At 32.9% G+C, this 14,106-nt stretch carries 17 protein-coding genes; 9 read left to right on the forward strand and 8 right to left on the reverse strand.

Going from position 1 to position 14,106, the window contains the following annotated elements; all coding sequences use genetic code 11:
• Window positions 1-45: 45 nt before the first annotated feature.
• The 6 genes from C9J37_RS20135 to C9J37_RS20160 all read left to right on the forward strand — a co-directional run bounded on the left by C9J37_RS20135 (window position 46) and on the right by C9J37_RS20160 (window position 4,946).
• Window positions 46-447: a hypothetical protein gene (locus tag C9J37_RS20135; protein WP_107896814.1), complete on the forward strand. Its 402-nt coding sequence runs from the start codon at window positions 46-48 to the stop codon at window positions 445-447.
• Between the two features lie 83 nt (window positions 448-530).
• Window positions 531-1,346: a hypothetical protein gene (locus tag C9J37_RS20140; protein ID WP_153063505.1), complete on the forward strand. Its 816-nt coding sequence runs from the start codon at window positions 531-533 to the stop codon at window positions 1,344-1,346.
• A gap of 52 nt (window positions 1,347-1,398) precedes the next feature.
• Window positions 1,399-2,118 (forward strand): hypothetical protein, encoded by a 720-nt coding sequence (locus tag C9J37_RS20145; RefSeq protein WP_137067766.1) that lies wholly within the window; start codon window positions 1,399-1,401, stop codon window positions 2,116-2,118.
• A 177-nt stretch (window positions 2,119-2,295) separates the two neighbouring features.
• Window positions 2,296-2,907, forward strand: a complete 612-nt coding sequence (locus C9J37_RS20150) for a hypothetical protein (RefSeq protein ID WP_137067765.1) — start codon at window positions 2,296-2,298, stop codon at window positions 2,905-2,907.
• A gap of 3 nt (window positions 2,908-2,910) precedes the next feature.
• Complete coding sequence (locus tag C9J37_RS20155; RefSeq protein ID WP_107896818.1) at window positions 2,911-3,588, forward strand: ABC transporter ATP-binding protein; 678 nt, start codon at window positions 2,911-2,913, stop codon at window positions 3,586-3,588.
• 383 nt (window positions 3,589-3,971) lie between these two features.
• Window positions 3,972-4,946 carry an Rpn family recombination-promoting nuclease/putative transposase gene (locus tag C9J37_RS20160; RefSeq protein ID WP_167397379.1) on the forward strand — a complete coding sequence of 325 codons (975 nt, stop codon included), beginning with the start codon at window positions 3,972-3,974 and terminating at the stop codon, window positions 4,944-4,946.
• Window positions 4,947-5,042: 96 nt separating this feature from the next.
• Here the strand turns inward: C9J37_RS20160 and C9J37_RS20165 are convergent, their stop codons facing one another.
• Window positions 5,043-5,237 (reverse strand): hypothetical protein, encoded by a 195-nt coding sequence (locus C9J37_RS20165; protein WP_107896820.1) that lies wholly within the window; start codon window positions 5,235-5,237, stop codon window positions 5,043-5,045.
• 247 nt (window positions 5,238-5,484) lie between these two features.
• Between C9J37_RS20165 and C9J37_RS20170 the strand changes: the two genes are divergently transcribed.
• Window positions 5,485-5,733, forward strand: a complete 249-nt coding sequence (locus C9J37_RS20170) for a hypothetical protein (protein ID WP_107896821.1) — start codon at window positions 5,485-5,487, stop codon at window positions 5,731-5,733.
• A gap of 469 nt (window positions 5,734-6,202) precedes the next feature.
• Here C9J37_RS20170 and C9J37_RS20180 read toward each other — a convergent pair whose 3' ends face one another.
• The 4 genes from C9J37_RS20180 to C9J37_RS20195 all read right to left on the reverse strand — a co-directional run bounded on the left by C9J37_RS20180 (window position 6,203) and on the right by C9J37_RS20195 (window position 8,942).
• Window positions 6,203-6,829, reverse strand: a complete 627-nt coding sequence (locus tag C9J37_RS20180; RefSeq protein WP_107896823.1) for a hypothetical protein — start codon at window positions 6,827-6,829, stop codon at window positions 6,203-6,205.
• Window positions 6,830-7,495: 666 nt separating this feature from the next.
• A complete protein-coding gene (locus tag C9J37_RS20190; protein WP_107896824.1) occupies window positions 7,496-7,957 on the reverse strand; it encodes a hypothetical protein in 462 nt (153 codons plus the stop codon).
• 123 nt (window positions 7,958-8,080) lie between these two features.
• On the reverse strand, window positions 8,081-8,251 hold the full coding sequence (locus C9J37_RS28450; protein ID WP_167397380.1) for a hypothetical protein: 171 nt from the start codon (window positions 8,249-8,251) through the stop codon (window positions 8,081-8,083).
• A gap of 187 nt (window positions 8,252-8,438) precedes the next feature.
• A complete protein-coding gene (locus tag C9J37_RS20195; RefSeq protein WP_107896825.1) occupies window positions 8,439-8,942 on the reverse strand; it encodes a hypothetical protein in 504 nt (167 codons plus the stop codon).
• A 92-nt stretch (window positions 8,943-9,034) separates the two neighbouring features.
• On the opposite strand from C9J37_RS20195, the gene C9J37_RS20200 reads away from it, so the two are divergent.
• The gene (locus tag C9J37_RS20200; RefSeq protein ID WP_107896826.1) at window positions 9,035-9,775 is read left to right on the forward strand and encodes a sulfite exporter TauE/SafE family protein; all 741 of its coding nucleotides are present in this window, start codon (window positions 9,035-9,037) and stop codon (window positions 9,773-9,775) included.
• 11 nt (window positions 9,776-9,786) lie between these two features.
• Window positions 9,787-10,722 carry a PD-(D/E)XK nuclease family protein gene (locus tag C9J37_RS20205; RefSeq protein WP_107896827.1) on the forward strand — a complete coding sequence of 312 codons (936 nt, stop codon included), beginning with the start codon at window positions 9,787-9,789 and terminating at the stop codon, window positions 10,720-10,722.
• Window positions 10,723-10,960: 238 nt separating this feature from the next.
• On the opposite strand, the gene C9J37_RS20210 is transcribed toward C9J37_RS20205, so the two are convergent.
• From C9J37_RS20210 to C9J37_RS20220, 3 genes are all read right to left on the reverse strand, one after another.
• The gene (locus C9J37_RS20210; RefSeq protein WP_107896828.1) at window positions 10,961-12,289 is read right to left on the reverse strand and encodes a histidine--tRNA ligase; all 1,329 of its coding nucleotides are present in this window, start codon (window positions 12,287-12,289) and stop codon (window positions 10,961-10,963) included.
• A 36-nt stretch (window positions 12,290-12,325) separates the two neighbouring features.
• Window positions 12,326-13,198 carry a DMT family transporter gene (locus tag C9J37_RS20215; RefSeq protein WP_107896829.1) on the reverse strand — a complete coding sequence of 291 codons (873 nt, stop codon included), beginning with the start codon at window positions 13,196-13,198 and terminating at the stop codon, window positions 12,326-12,328.
• A 662-nt stretch (window positions 13,199-13,860) separates the two neighbouring features.
• On the reverse strand, window positions 13,861-14,091 hold the full coding sequence (locus C9J37_RS20220) for a hypothetical protein (protein WP_025219376.1): 231 nt from the start codon (window positions 14,089-14,091) through the stop codon (window positions 13,861-13,863).
• Window positions 14,092-14,106: the final 15 nt, after the last annotated feature.

Genomic DNA, 14,106 nt, shown 5'->3' on the forward strand with positions numbered 1-14,106 from the left:
AGCAGTATCAAAATATATTCGCTGAGCTAATAAGGAGGAGTTTTCATGAATAAGAAGAGAGCTTTATCAGTATTAGGAGTATCTGTAATGATGTTTTTGGGGGCAACAGGCGTAAGTGCATATAATGCTAAATTTAGTTTTGATATGAATACAGGTCTTTGGCATGCAAAGGTATATTCTGCACCAGCATATAAATATACAAAAGATGAAGATCCATATCTAAAAGTGGACTATATCGAATCAAAGGTAAGGACGAAATTTATGGTAGTAAATTCCAATGGTGATGCTAGAAGTTCAACTTTGACAACTCGTAGTGCTACTTCTAGTTTATTGATGAATCAAGGTATGGCTCAAAATCATCAATATGGAATGAGCGCTCAAACCGATGATGGGAATTGGTATAACAGGTACAATGTTACAGGGGCTTGGAATCCTGATTCTTATTAAAATTTAAATCGAAAAAAGTTTTCCTCTATATTTTATGGAGGAAAACCTTTTGATGAATATTTTTAAGACTAGTGGTGATGATTATGCTGAGGAGAGAATTATTACGTGCAATTTTTAATAAAAGAATGGGTTTAGTTATTATAGTCATGTTTATTTTACACTATTTGTCTTCTTATAGTGCTTTATTAAGTATTTCTTTTTTTATTGATCGGGAGGCAGATGACTTAAAACCTGAAAATTTAGAATATCTTCTTAGAGTCGGTGGAAATACATATCATATTTGGCTGGATGCTTTCCATTATACACAAATAGTATTTGTATTAGCCGCTATCTATCCTTACGCAGCATCGTTTGTAGCTGAGAAAAAAGGTCATTTTCATTATTTTTCTATAATCCGTATAGGTCATTTAAAATATCGTATTTTTAAATTATTTGCCAATGGTATTGCCGGTGGTTTGGCTTTATGTATACCGAATGCACTATTTTTTTTAGGGATGAGTGTCTTTTTTGAAAATAAAATGCTCTATCCGTTTGAATTTCAGCCAGACGGTTTAATGGGCGATCTATTTGTTTCGAACCCTTTGTTTTATATCCTATTTGTTATAGCCATTCATTTTGCCTTAGGATTTTCAATAGCTATTTTTGCTATGGGGATCACAAGTTTCTTTTCAAAAATTGTCTATGTTTATGCCATTACATTTGCACTTTATTTAACGTTCGATATTTTTATTTCTAATTTAGATGGGCTACGAAAATTTGCATTAACTAAAATTTATTACGTTAAGTCGAGTATCGATTTACATGGAAGTGATGTTGTTATAGTAAATTTACTATTAATTGTAACGGGTTTAGTAGCATGTTATTTGAATCATAAATGGGAGTTGAAAAATGGAATCTAATTTCTCCAAAATTACTTGTAAAAGAATTTTAAAGAGTAGAAAGTTTCTATGTATGTTAATTTATTTACTCATTCTTCCTCTCATAGTCTTGCTGATGAATGACTGGTCAGTTGATAGTAACAATTGGAATGGTCTATTTTTTATCTTTGGCAATAGGTATCTCTATTTTTTATTAATTGTGCCTGTGTTTCTTATTTTTCTATATGATCTTGCGAATGAAGGAAACCTACGTTATTGTGCGGGGAGGTTACTTACAAAAGCTACGATAATAAAAGTTCAAATTAAAACAATGATTTTATATGGCTTCTTTCTAACTATCTATGTTTTTGTCGTTGTTATTATAGAAGCTATTTTAATTCTTGGGGGAACATTTGCATGGAGCAACGAAACCACATTCGGGCTTGATCCTTATACGTTTTTTCCTTTGGAATTGTCACCGATGCTTATAAGTAGCTTTTTTGCGATAAAGTTTTTTATGACAATCATTTTTCTAGGAAGTTTTTATTTGTATTGGCAAAGTATAACGAAAAGGCAGTCCAGTAGGTTAGGCATAAGCATCATGTTCTTTCTCCTGCTTTTTAATGCTATTGTAAATTTTTACCACATCCCTTTTTTGAATATTTTGGATTTAAGTTTTGTAAGTATCTATTATTTGAACCCGCAAGATAATTCGATTTTGTTCCAGCTGTTCAGCTCACAGGCTCCGCTAAGTCTATTAAGTATTGGTCTTCTATTTCTTGCATTGCGTCTATCTAAGGGGGTGAATTTATAACGAATGTTTTTCCGTGTGTTGTCGATTATACGATACAATATTCGTTTTATCTCTAAACGAGTATTCCTTTTCTTAGGCTGGATAACAGCAACCTTGATTTTCCATACTTTATATAACCAGGGGTATACTAACTATTCGGCGATAGATGTTTATTTAGTATGTATAGGGATGATACAAATGGAGAAGCTACATGTTATACAAATCCTTATTCTATTGCTTCCCTACTTTGGAATTGCCATGATAGTAGATGTATATATAGCGCATATGATGGGGAAGCAAGCTATATTTAGTATGCTAAGAATAGAAAAACGATACCTATTTATTGTTTCCCATGTTGTATCCCTCGCTTTTGTACTATGGTTGGTGTTATTTGTCTATCAAATCATATTATGGATTAGTTCGTTTACACTGTATGATCGTTCTATGCCGTTTACTGAAGCACTGTTCTCAGGTATAGAAATCCCCAAAGAGAACATGTTTCTAAGGCTAGTACTTCCTGCATTTGTTGGACAATTTATCGGTACTTTTTGTGTTGCATGTGTGCAACTTGCGGTATCAATTAAATTTAACCGACTAAGTAGTGGGTTTATTTTTGTAGTTATCCTCTATTTTTTACAATTAGTTTTCCCGATAATAATAGGGCAGCATACATTTGTTGCAAATATACTAGTAGATTACGTAACTTACATACGCTTTCTGATAACACAGTTGCTGGTAATAGGGGGAAGCGTGATTTACCTCTCCATTTCTAGTAAAAAAAATATGTTAATTTTTTCGGAAAGGGGTTAAATGATGCAACAGTTTATTGTAGAAGTAAAAAATATCTCAAAAACTTTTAAAAAGCAGTGCATTTTCCATGCTGTATCTTTTTCATTAGAAAAGGGGAAGGCGTATGGTTTTATCGGTCACAATGGTTGCGGTAAATCGATTTTATTTAAAATACTGTGTGGTTTTCTTTCCCCTGATAGTGGTGAAATAAAAGTATTTGGACAAACGCTCGGAAAAGAAATCGATTTTCCCAAAAATACAGGCATTATGATAGAGACGCCTCATTTTCTTGAAGACTATTCTGGTTTAAAAAATTTACGCTACTTAGCTGCAATTCAAAATAAAATAAATGATGCAACAATTAAATCTACACTTGAAAAAGTAGGGCTAAATCCTGAAAGTAGACAACCTGTAAAAAAGTACTCTTTAGGTATGAAACAAAAATTAGGAATTGCTCAGGCTATTATGGAGGACCCTGATTTATTAATCCTTGACGAGCCATTTAACGGATTAGATAAAACGAGTGTTCGAGAGATTCGTACATTATTACTTGAACTAAAGAATAAAGGTGTGACGATTCTTCTAACGAGCCATATGTCAAAAGATATTGAATTGATATGCGATGAGGTTTTTGAATTTAATGATAAAAAGTTAGAACAACTTGATATCAATGAATTGGGCCATGGAGGTGAACATCCTTGATTTCACCAAAGTTTCAAGTGCTCATTAAGCTGGAAATGAAGGCTACCGACAGAAATTTTGTCGGTTGAAATGTCGGTTATAGGCGAGATACTATGAAAGTAAATATAAAAGCATACTAGAAAGGGGTTAATCTATATGATTAAAAACATTTTATCAGTAGTTTGATTTGTGGACTCGCAGTTGGTTTAACTTTACTAAATATTATTAATGTACATCTGTTTATTCCATACGCGGGTATTATGGTTAGTACGACAATGATGTTACAAATTATTTTAAAAAATAGGACTACATTAGTTAAGTAACCCTTATATAATACTTCCTTTGATTTCATAGTTTTAACTATAGTAGTTTCGATTAATTTATTGAACAAAGGTGGAATAAATTTGAATAAACAAGCTCTTAATAACATTCCGCTTGCTAAATTATTAGATTTAAAGATTGATTTCGCTTTTAAACAACTCTTTGGTAGTGAACGAAATAAGCACTTAACAATTGTGTTTTTAAATGCTATTTTGCAAAGTAGTAGCAGAGAGCCAATAAAAGACGTGACTTTTATCAATCAAGAAGTAGGTGGCGAGTATAAAGATAATAAACAATCTCGTTTTGATATTGTTGTGAAAACGCAAAATGCAGAATTGATTAATATTGAAATACAATTAGCCAATAAAAAAGACATGCTTAAGCGTACATTATTTTATTGGTCAAGATTGTACAACCTACAGTTACAAAAGGGCAAAGGGTATCATACACTGAACCCTACCATTACAATTAATATTTGTAATTTTACATTGTTTCACGAGATAGCCCATTATCATAGCATGTATCATTTGTATGAAGATAAGACTTTACAGCGTGTACCAAAATCAGATGATGTGTTAGAAATTCATTTTATTGAAATGGATAAATTTTTAAAGGCTTGGACAAATGAAGAACATCAATCATTCAAAAATATTTTAGAGAGGTGGTTACTGATGTTTGGTATGATAGATGACGGTAAAAAGATTGTTCGTGAGGATATCTATAAAGCATTGGAGGAAATAGCGATGACAGATGAAAACATACGTAAAGCATTTCAAGCATGGGAAGAAATCAGTCAAGATCCTGAAAATATTATCGCTTACCAATCACGCGTCAAGTATATGCTAGATGAAGAGGCTAAAATCGAAGATGCAAAATACTATGCGGAACAAGAAGGAATAGAAAAAGGAATAGAAAAAGGAATAGAAAAAGGAATTAAACAAGGTATAGAAGGTATCGCGAAAAAAATGATTTTAAAAGGAAATAGCAATGAAGAGATTATGGAGTTAACAAACTTAAAATTAGAAGAGGTTCAATCGATTCGGCAAGAGGTCGAATGAAAAATAAAATAGTGAATATCAAATAAAAAGCATTCAGGAAACATAAAGGTTCCATGAATGCTTTTTAGCGTTTACTGAATTTTTTATCAAACTTATTTAAACGCCCATTTTTCTACGAGTATTACTTGTTTTTTTCGTCTGCTGGCTTTTCATTTTCTTTGTTGAAGTATCGCCATTCATTTTACCTTTAGTAGTAGCGTTTTTATTCTTTTTGTTTTCAAGCTGTTGCTTCACGGCTTCTTGCAGACTCATTTTCTTTTTTGGTGCTTCCGTCTGATTATTTTCTGTCATAGGAGATTCCCCTTTTTGAATAAGATTGTTAATAGTTAGTTCCAGTATAATCTATTTTCCGTAATTTGTGAAACCCAGTACAAAAAACGGAAAATTTGGTGGGGGAGCGTTAAGTACTGCTTCTTTCTATTTCTAGAATAAAAACAAACCTTTGTTATTTTCAAATAAATGTTTATAAAATGCATATTTTTGCTTTATTTTTCTCATTCTAATATATACAAGCGCATTGAAAGGATGTGGGAATATTTTGTACAGCAGAAAACAATTTATCTGGGCATATTGTATCTCTAGTTTTACTTCGATTATTGGCACAATAGGCATTTTTCTAATATTAGATTATTATCACTATACAGCGGAATTTGGATTATTTTATAAACTGTTACTTGCATTTATTAGTGGAGGTCTTATTGCTTTTGCATTAGGGCTGATATTAATGAATTTATATTTTGAAAGTATCTTCTCCCACAATAAAAAGAAAATGAATGATGTAATATAAATAGTAAAAGTCGATTGGTCCAAAATTTTAGGATGCAATCGACTTTGATAAGTGATGTTGAAATGGGTCTATTTCAAGATATAAAAGCTAGTGATTAGATTATGGTAGCTGTTTACATATATTATGTCAAAAAATATCGAGTTCGACCTCTTCCTAAACAATGTAAGTTAATTCAATCTTTGCAACTTTCAATAAAGTGCATGAGATTTGAATTTTTTATAAGTTGAAAATATGAATTTTACTTACTTTTAGACGGGTAATTTAAAATAAAAATTACACTCCCTGCAAATGCTGCAAAAATGATTGAATTTACTAGCCCTGACATACTGAAATCATTAGTATCCACAATTATCATGATGAAAATACTTATTGAGAAAAATAATGATGCTATTACTAATCTGTTTTTTAATATATTTTTAATTTTTTTCATATTAAACACCTTCACTAATTAGCTAAGTACGCTGTCTAATTATTCACAGTTACTTTTTCCGGGGAATTTCTTATCCATTTCTTCTGCACATTTGGATTGAATAAACCCTATTGTTACAACAGCCCCTGCAATATTCGATCTTATCCCAAGCTTTAGTATATGTGAAGCAGCTAATTTGAACTTTTTATCAAATATTAAATTCGCTAAGGTGCTAAGTGAAGAAACTAAACCAAAATGTTCTTTTAATCCTTTGGAAAGACAGCTGTTATGTGCCGCTCTATATTCTGCGGTTGGTCTCAATAAATGCCATCCACAAGCAACAGCTCTAGTTTCAATCTTAGAATGGATAGAAACATCTGCTTGTTTAATATCTACAAATAAATTTTTATTTTCAAATGCTTGTATAATCTCTTCATAACCGTCATATTTTTTTAAATTCTTTACAAATATTTCTTTATCATATCCCCAAAAATATCCGTTGTTGTCAGTAATAATTCCTTTTTCATAAATTAATTCTAAAGATTCTTCAATCAAAGCGAGAACCTCTTCGTCATCGGGGTATTCGTTCGCAACCGTATTTTCTGTAAATACACCAAGTATAGAAAACGTTACAATAACAACGACCATAGTTCCTTTAAATAAAGTATATAGACTATTTTTTATCATAATATCACTCCTGTTTAATGTATTTAATGAAAACTATTTGCTGTTAAATGGGTACTTTAAAATAAAAAATATCCCAGTAGCTATTGCAGCAAAAAGAGTATATGCTAGTAAATCTTGTAGATTTAAATCATCAAAATCCTGAAATAACTTAACGGAAAAAGCGATAAAGAAAAAACCAGATGCTATTATTACTTTGTCTTTTTTTGACGAATTTTTAATAGAAAACACCTCCTAGTTGTTAGGAGAAGAGGCAGGTTATACGTATTTAGTAAAAGTTCTAATCAAATCCAAAAGGAAATCTTATATCTAATAGTGTAACTATGCATGTTAAGAAAAGAGCCCATACCATAGTCGTGAATAACCTTCTTGTATAGGAGGATTTTGGTGTTTCTTTGTAAGGCGAACCCCTTACAAATGAAGGTATAAATATTATTAAAGTAAAATATAAAAAATAAGCGAGTGATTGATAATACCACATAATACTTCACCAACTTTCCTTGAAGTACGAAATGGTTGATAACTTGAATTGTACTTTTTGCACGAGAATGTTACTAATTAAAATTCTTACATGCCAAATACCTAGTTTCATAGTAGAAGGGTCAATTCGTAAATGAGGATTTGCCTGAACTTTAGTTGCGCCTTTTTCGAATCGTAAAAGGTTGTCCATTATATAGTACGTTTCTTCAGGACTAATCCATCAATTGTGATAATATGCGCTGTTGTTTGCGCCATTTTATTGAAATGCAATGTGATTGACAATGAAATAAAAACATCATTTACAAATACTGTAGGTGTAATATTGACACCATCTATTTTTTGATTGTTTATAGTAACACTTGCTGTCATATTAACTTGTTGTGTTTTTTGCTTTTCTGTATAAACAGAATAAATCATTTGTCCATCTTGGTGAATTATTGGATTGCTCGGATCTAAGAAGTAGTTATCCTTTGTTTGAAAGAAATATAATGTATTATAAGGAAACTTTTCAAGCATTACTTCCCAATATTCTTTTACTGCATTATAAAAGCATTGTTGAGTCAATAACTCATCATGTATTTTGTAGCAAATATCCAAATGTTTTATATTTTCAGAAAAATTAAGTTTGAAAGTAGCGATTATTTCCACCATCCTCTTTCTTGCCCTAAACGATAGCCAAAGTTTACGCCAAGTGTTACGCCTAAGCCAATATCAGTTGTTTTTACGGCTGTTGAAACAACAGTTTTAGCAACATTTTTAACGGGTATTTTTGTGTTATATATTATTTATATGTTTATATACCTTATTCTGGGTGTCAGTATAAATACCTTTCCCTATACCAGCACCTGCTCCTGTTATTACGCTAGTTCCTATCGCAGCAGGCCAAATCTGATTTTTAGCCGTTTTTTTAGCAGCATTTACAATACTTGATCCCCAACTCGACATAAGTCGTCCTCCTTCGTCGTTTATTTACGGAAATTTTATCATTGAGAATCATTCTCGGTCAATGGTTTTATGGGGAAATTTTATTATTTTTTTGCTAATAGTTGATAAGGAAAAAGGGGCGCTAAAATCAGTAATTTGGCACTGTGTTATTATAAGAAAAAGCTAGTGCACAAAGGTGATTGTGCAGCTAGCTTTTTGCTTTATGTTGAAGTAATAGCCCGCGAATAATGCCGGCGATAAAGATAACGAATAACAAAGCAAGAAATGCATATGCATGCCATTGTTGTAAAATACGATTATGTCCCATTGCCACTGTTAAATCATTAAAAAGTGAATATGTAAAATATAACAAAATACTGTTTTTAATAATACAAAAAGTAATCATACCATTTTGTCGCTCCAGATGAGAAAGGGATGGCTTGTGTTTTCGTACTACTGGATAAGCAGCCTTTATTTCTAAGTAATGCAAAAGTAAAAATAGCAGTAATGCAACAAAAGGTAAATAAAAAATGGCGATTTTAGGACCAAACTGTGCATGGTCAGTCGTAAAGCTTTGTAAAACAGGAATGGATGAGGGGAGCTTACGATATTGAATTAACGTTGCAGTAATGCCAGCAGTAAAAATGGTTGCTACAACTATCGTTAGTTGTTTACATAGCCTCGGCATGGGTGTTTTTTGTTGTGCATGCATGAGATCACCTCAATATGTTCATCTTTCAAAATAGGATTCTGTTATACTGTAACATAAGATTAACATCATTTGGATGTAGAAAGAAGGATTAGATGGAATACGTTTTATTTTTAGTAATCGGTATTGCAGGAAATCTAATTGGTACATTAGTCGGCGGTGGGGGTTTAATCACATTGCCAACGATGATGCTGATGGGCGTGCCGGTTCACTCAGCGATTGGGGCAAATAAAGTTTCCAATATGGTCAGTGCTTTTTCTAGCTTTTATACGATTTATAGAAGAAAGGAATTGTCATGGGCGGAAATGCGTTCCGTTTTGCTTGTATCTTTAATTGGGGGAACATTAGGTGGGCTTTTTGCTTCCTTTCTGAATGGTCAGACGTTAACACTAATTGCTATTATTTTATTAGGCTTTGCACTGATCATGTCCTTTATCGGTGGGGCTGATTTTGGTGAAGTGGACAGTTTTAAAATGAATTCAAAAACAGCTCCCATTTTGCTTGGGGTAGGATTTTATGATGGGTTATTTGGTCCAGGTAGTAGTACGTTAGCGTTATATACTTATGCCCATGAAAAACTTTCCTATATAAAAGCAGTAGGTTTGTCTCGTGTAGGCGTTTTTGCCATGTGTGCTGGGGCAGCTATTACGTATATTGCAACGGGAAAAATTGAATGGCCGCTAACAATTGTCTTAATGATAGGTTCCATTATTGGTGCACAAATAGGCATTATTCTTGCGAGAAAGGTAAAGGCAAATCAAGTAAAGATTTTGTTACGCGTTGTTACCATAGTGCTTATTTTACAACTAGTTTATGATTTCTTCCAACAGTTATAAGGAGGGTTTCCATGTTTGACATATCACCATTTCCAGCTTTTTCTTGGTCACTTTCACGCCATAAAACCTTAACGAGCTGCGCAAGAAAATATGGATATGAATATTATTTTGCTCATAATGGCTGGTTGAGCTATCAAGTTGAGCCCTTTCATCAGCATGTGTATCGCTTAAAAAAGTTGCAAGCGATGCCTATTTTATTTGGACAAATTGTTCACCGGCTAATTGAACAAACCATTATTGATTATTTGCAAACGAGGGCAGTGCCGTCAGTTGCGGAGCTTGTTAATCGTGCTCGTGGTCAATTAAATGCCGCCTTTATTGATTCGACCCGTCATGGAGACTTGTGGCGACATCAGCCTAATAAGTATTACATGATGCAGGAAATTTATTATGATGGTCAACTAAATGCTGAGTTGATTACAGACTATAAAAGTAGGTTGGAAGCAGTATTCACAAATTTTCTTCTAAGTGAGACGTTTATGCAAATAACTGCGCAAACAGGTTCATTACGGATTGGTGAGCCCGAACAGTTTCGCTCAATGAAAATTGAGGATACACAGGTTTTTGTTGTGATGGACTTTCATTATTACGATGATATGGACGATAAATGGATTATTATCGATTGGAAGACCGGAGGAAAATCCGATGATGATCGTCAGCAATTAGCGCTCTATGCCTATTACGTCCAACAAAAATACGGGGTAACGTTAGAGAAGATTGAGGTATACAATGAATATTTACTAACGGGGCAGCGAAAACAATATACATTTACATCATTTGATATGGACACTATTTTACATACATTTCGACGTAGTGTACTGGAAATGAAAAAGTTTCAAGCAGATATTCTGACAAACGAGCCAGTGGATATTGAAGATTTTGAGCAAACGACGGATGAATGGCGCTGTAAGGGCTGTAATTTTAAAGAATTATGTTATACCAAATGAGTGGAATTACGCAGTGAGTGACAACAAAAGTGGCCAATTAATAATCATGGCTAGCTTTATTATGCCTTGTGAAGTTTCGGTTATGAACTGATATTTACGACATATAAATAGGATTGCTACGTCTTGCAAAAGTTAACGTAACAATCCTAGTATCAATATTTCCATGGGGGGATGTTTAGTAATTGGCGTTCAAGAAAAGTTGTTTAACAATCGTGTTCCTAACATCTTGTACTTATCATTAGATACAGTCTAAATTATTTAAAATATCAGTCACTTTCGACTGCATGGTCTCATTCTCTATGACAGCGTGAATTAATGGTCGTTTTCCAATAAGTTCTATAATCATTTGATGCTTATTTTGTTGAGCGAAATGGACGATGTCACCAAATGAAGATTGATTATAATAAATATCCACATCATAGTATTTTCTTAATTCCCGAGCAATCACAAATAGTTTTGGATGAAATTCTACGTTGGTATTAGCTAACAATATTTTGGAAGGTAGCACGATATTTTTATCAATATAATCTAAGCTTTTCAATACGGATAACAGTCTTTCTAAACCAAAGGCTAAGCCAACGCCTGCTTCATTTGCATTGCCCACAGCTGAAACTAACTGATTGTATCGTCCACCTCCTAAAATTGCTCCGATTTCAGTATCGATTGCAACGCCCTCTAATATATAACCTGTATAATAATCTGCTCCTCTTGCTAATGTTAAATCTATTTTGATATTGGATTGAACATTTTTTGGCAAATAAGACATGATAAATTTCAAATCGGCTGCCGCCTTTGCTGCGGAAAGACAGTTATCAAAGAACTTTTCAATTTGATTGATTTGATCTTGTAAATCATCAAATTGCGTTAAAAGGTTAGTAAAACACTCAATTTCCATCAGTATTTGATTTGCCATATTTAAAGGAATATTATTTTCTAATAGTTTGTTTTTAACACCTTGTAATCCATCTTTAGACACTTTATCAGCATAGTCTAAAGCTCTTTGTAATCCGAGGTGCTCTTCTTTGCTCTGCAAACCAACTTTTAGTGCTAAAGCTTGTATAAGTAGTCGGTGGTTTATTTTTAAAACAAAGTTTTTTATGCCTAATATAGTAAGTAGTTCATGTGCCATTACTGTAATGTCGATTTCAGCTAATAAACTGTCAGCGCCAATTATATCAGCATCGCATTGGGTAAATTCTCTAAAATGGCTTTTTCCAGGCTCGTCATCTCTAAAAGAGGGACCAATTTGATATCTTTTGTAAGGTCTTGGTAAATCTGGATACATACTTGCTACTCTAGCCAGTGGAACGGTTAAATCATAGCGAGTAATTAAATCCTTGTCGTTTTTATCTTTTATATGAAAAAATAACTTTTCGCCTTCTCCGTGGTGTCCGTTAAATGTCTCTAAGTATTCTAAAATAGGTGTTTTATGTGGATTAAAACCATAGTTTTCATATACTTCTTTAATAATATCGATGATGTGTTCTCGATATCTCATATCAAGTCCTAAAACATCTTCGGTTCCTTCAGGAATGGATAGTTTCTGTTCACTTAGATTTAAAATCATCTTAGAATCTTCCTTTCGATGAGTAATTGAATTGAACTAAATTTTGTTTTGAAAATATATTAAAAAAGTTAATCCGATTAAGATAAATAAGCCTCCTAATAATTGAAGCGGTTGCAAAACTTCCTGTAAAAATAGTAAGCCGAAAATAGAAGTAAATATCGGTTCGACCATACTAATCATAGAAACATTTGTTGAATTAAGAATCTGTAGAGATTTAAATAACGTTATTTCGCCAATAATAGTTGAAATAACAACAATGCAGAATACATATATCCATGCATTTGAGGTAAAATTCCAATGTAGTTCATTTCTAATTAGGCCAATTAAAATTACACCTAGTGCAGCAAATAAGGTAACATACGTACTTGTTACGACTGGGGAGTTATTATCAGTGACTTTTTTTCCAAGAATCATATAAAGTGCGTAGACAATGGCTGCTAGTAACGCTAAAGCTACACCTTTCATATTTATACCTTGAAAAGAAACCCCTAATAAAAAAATCATGCTAATAAAGGTGAATAATAATGCGATGATTGATTGGATCTTTAATTTTTCTTTGTAGATAAAAAAAGAAAAAATTGATACAAATATAGGAAATGAAAATAATAATAAGACGGCCATCGATGATGTCAGATATTTTAATGATTCAAAATGCAAGACTGAAAGCAGTGTAAATAACACACCACCCAATAGAAAAAGTAACTTGAAATCCTTTTTTCCTATTTTAAACGTTGTTTTTTTCCATATTAGAAATATAAAAAATAATAAAGAGCTTATTGAAAATCTTAAAACGAGTAATGTATAAACGGACATACCAAAGCTATATGCTTTTATTGCGAAAATAGGCATTATGCCAAAGCACAAAGCTGAAATAATTGCATAAATAGTGCCCTTTTTTAAATCTCTCACAAGAACCTTCCTTCACGAATTTATGGAAAGATGAAAAAATAATAGCAATGTAAATTTTTGTTAATCGCTAGAATCTGTATATTTCATAAGTTTGCTGCAACAGCGATAGATATACCCTCGAGTTAATTTAATCCTATCATTACAAATTCCGACATTACAATGGTGGGATTCCGAAATTTTTGCTTTCGGAGACCGTCAAAATTTGTGCGGACACCGTAAACATTTATGAAAAAGTGATTGAGGAACGATAAAATTTAACGATTAGAAATGCTGGTATAGAGGCGCTTTTGATATACATTGGAGACAGTATTAAGCTTCTTGCTAACAGTTTTTACAAACATTTAATAGATAGGGCGAAATTGATAGAATATGGCAAATTAATGGCGCTGTTGAGCATTCATTTGGAACAGTTGTAGTAGGTGAGTTAATGAAATCTGTAGACAAAGAATGGAAAGGATTAATGTCCTTCCAAAAAAGGTAATGAGATTGGAGCGGAGGGCAGGGAAAAGCACCCAGCGTTAGCCGCAAGCAAACCGCGCGCAAGCAGAGGGTTGCGGCTTATGCTGTGTTGAGTGAAAAGCGTCCGCACGTAGCGGAAATCAACTGCAGTAGTTAAATTCTACGAGTGGGTGTACGCGCTAAGATAGCTATTACCCGTAAAGTTATTTGTGTAAAACAAAAAAACCAATAATCGCAATAAAGTTGAATAATACATTTACAAGCATATAGACAGGTCGTTGTTCTTTATATGTAACAACCATCGAAATGATAGCTGATACAACCGCTAAAGGAATAGTGACAAAAAAGATACCCCACAAGTAATAGCCATCTATGTATACCATAGCAGTCAGAACAGCAGTAATAATGGTCCATATCATGGTGTTTTTTGACATAATCTCTCCTCCTTA

The sequence above is a fragment of the Lysinibacillus mangiferihumi genome, assembly GCF_003049665.1.
In the GTDB taxonomy this organism is placed as follows: Bacteria; Bacillota; Bacilli; order Bacillales_A; family Planococcaceae; genus Lysinibacillus; species Lysinibacillus mangiferihumi.

Excerpts from the sequence above, each read along its gene's own strand:
- C9J37_RS20200 (WP_107896826.1), top strand. The coding sequence starts at position 9,035 with ATGGAATACGTTTTATTTTTAGTAATCGGTATTGCAGGAAATCTAATT.
- C9J37_RS20180 (WP_107896823.1), bottom strand. The coding sequence starts at position 6,829 with ATGATAAAAAATAGTCTATATACTTTATTTAAAGGAACTATGGTCGTT.
- C9J37_RS20155 (WP_107896818.1), top strand. The coding sequence starts at position 2,911 with ATGCAACAGTTTATTGTAGAAGTAAAAAATATCTCAAAAACTTTTAAA.
- C9J37_RS20205 (WP_107896827.1), top strand. The coding sequence starts at position 9,787 with ATGTTTGACATATCACCATTTCCAGCTTTTTCTTGGTCACTTTCACGC.
- C9J37_RS20135 (WP_107896814.1), top strand. The coding sequence starts at position 46 with ATGAATAAGAAGAGAGCTTTATCAGTATTAGGAGTATCTGTAATGATG.
- C9J37_RS20150 (WP_137067765.1), top strand. The coding sequence starts at position 2,296 with ATGGAGAAGCTACATGTTATACAAATCCTTATTCTATTGCTTCCCTAC.
- C9J37_RS20210 (WP_107896828.1), bottom strand. The coding sequence starts at position 12,289 with ATGATTTTAAATCTAAGTGAACAGAAACTATCCATTCCTGAAGGAACC.
- C9J37_RS20140 (WP_153063505.1), top strand. The coding sequence starts at position 531 with ATGCTGAGGAGAGAATTATTACGTGCAATTTTTAATAAAAGAATGGGT.
- C9J37_RS20195 (WP_107896825.1), bottom strand. The coding sequence starts at position 8,942 with ATGCATGCACAACAAAAAACACCCATGCCGAGGCTATGTAAACAACTA.
- C9J37_RS20145 (WP_137067766.1), top strand. The coding sequence starts at position 1,399 with ATGTTAATTTATTTACTCATTCTTCCTCTCATAGTCTTGCTGATGAAT.
- C9J37_RS20220 (WP_025219376.1), bottom strand. The coding sequence starts at position 14,091 with ATGTCAAAAAACACCATGATATGGACCATTATTACTGCTGTTCTGACT.
- C9J37_RS20165 (WP_107896820.1), bottom strand. The coding sequence starts at position 5,237 with ATGACAGAAAATAATCAGACGGAAGCACCAAAAAAGAAAATGAGTCTG.
- C9J37_RS20190 (WP_107896824.1), bottom strand. The coding sequence starts at position 7,957 with ATGGTGGAAATAATCGCTACTTTCAAACTTAATTTTTCTGAAAATATA.
- C9J37_RS28450 (WP_167397380.1), bottom strand. The coding sequence starts at position 8,251 with ATGTCGAGTTGGGGATCAAGTATTGTAAATGCTGCTAAAAAAACGGCT.